This window comes from Acidipropionibacterium thoenii DSM 20276, assembly GCF_000423445.1.
In the GTDB taxonomy this organism is placed as follows: Bacteria; Actinomycetota; Actinomycetes; order Propionibacteriales; family Propionibacteriaceae; genus Acidipropionibacterium; species Acidipropionibacterium thoenii.
On sequence record NZ_AUHZ01000045.1, the window covers coordinates 1 to 1,578 of the forward strand.

At 67.7% G+C, this 1,578-nt stretch carries 1 protein-coding gene; it reads left to right on the forward strand.

Annotated elements, in window-relative coordinates; translation table 11 throughout:
* Positions 1–395: 395 nt before the first annotated feature.
* Complete coding sequence (locus G554_RS0109400; RefSeq protein ID WP_027587688.1) at positions 396–1,469, forward strand: IS110 family RNA-guided transposase; 1,074 nt, start codon at positions 396–398, stop codon at positions 1,467–1,469.
* Positions 1,470–1,578: the final 109 nt, after the last annotated feature.

Consider the following 1,578-nt stretch of genomic DNA (forward strand, 5'->3'; position numbering starts at 1 on the left):
TCACCAAGCTCGGCAGGACGCTGAAGAAGCGCGCCGCCGACGTCCTGGCCTACTTCGACCGGCCCAGCACCTCCAACGGGCCCACCGAGGCGATCTGTGAGTCTGGGTTCGGCTGGTCTGGGACCGGCTGGTCAGGATGGATGTCGGTCGTGTCGACCGGGGTGTGACTCTCGAAGCAATTGGCCCGCTCGCGGTGTCTTTCCGTTGAATTGTCCGCTCGGGTCGGCGCGGCCGGCGCCATCCGGCCCACCTCGGTGACCTCATCAGGAGACTGCCCGACCCCCTCGGGGTCGTGGCCCATCACAGATTCGCCCCGACGTGACCCCTTCCCGGACTGGCGTCGGCCGCTCAGCGACCGTGACCCTGTCCGTTTGAAGAAAGGAACGTCGATCGCCATGGCTATCGTCGCCCATACCCGCCCGTTCGTCATCGGCGCGGATACCCACGCCCGCAACCACGCCATCTCAATCCTGGCCTGCCCCACCGGTGAGATCCTCGATGAGGCCAAGTTCCCCGCCACCACAGCGGGTCTGTCACGAGCCGTCGCCTGGGCCGGACGCCGCACCGACGGTGATGCTGGCGTGCTCTGGGTGATCGAGGGCACCGGAACCTACGGAGCACGCCTGGCGCGCACCGCAGCCGATGCCGGATACACGGTCGTCGAGGCTCCTCGCATGAACGCCCGCGCCAACCGAGGCATCGGAAAGTCCGACCCGCTCGACTCTCGCCGCATCGGTGCGGCAGCACTCCCGCTCCAGGACAGCCATCTGCGCGAACCACGCGCTGACGACGGCGTCCGTGCCGCCGTCAAGGTGCTGCTGGCTTCCCGTGATCACATGAGCACCGAGCGCACCGCAACAATCAACGCGCTCACCGCGCTACTGCGCGTCGTCGATCTCGGCATCGATGCCCGCCGGCCCCTCACCGCGACGCAGATCGCCATGATCGCGGCATGGCAGCCACGCGACGAAGACATCGCCACCGCGACAGCCCGAGGCGAAGCAAACCGCCTCGCCAAGCGCGTCGCCGCGCTCGACACTGAGCTCAAAGACATTACCAAGCGGATCACCGACCTCGTCCGCCAGAGCCCTGCAAGCGGCCTCCTCGATCAACCAGGTATCGGCCCGATCACCGCCGCAGTCGCGCTGACATCCTGGTCACACCTGGGCCGGATCAGGTCCGAGGCCGCGTTCGCCAGCCTCGCCGGCACGAACCCGATCCCCGCATCCTCGGGCAACACCGTCCGGCACCGCATCAACCGCGGCGGCGACCGACGCCTCAACCGAGCCCTCCACATGGCCATCGTCACCCGCATGCGCATGGACCCCCGCACCCGCGCCTACGTCGAGCGCCGCACAGCGGAAGGACGCACCATCCGCGAGATCCGTCGCTGCCTCAAGCGATACCTCGCCCGCGAGATCTACCGACACCTCAACACCGCAGCCCGAGCCCAGCTCGCGACGACTTGACAAACATAGGAGATTCAACGGCAGGCTCGAGCACCTGCGCGGCTCGGCGCTGGGGTTCCGCAACCTGACCAACTACATCGCCAGATCCCTGCTCGAGACCGGCGGGTTC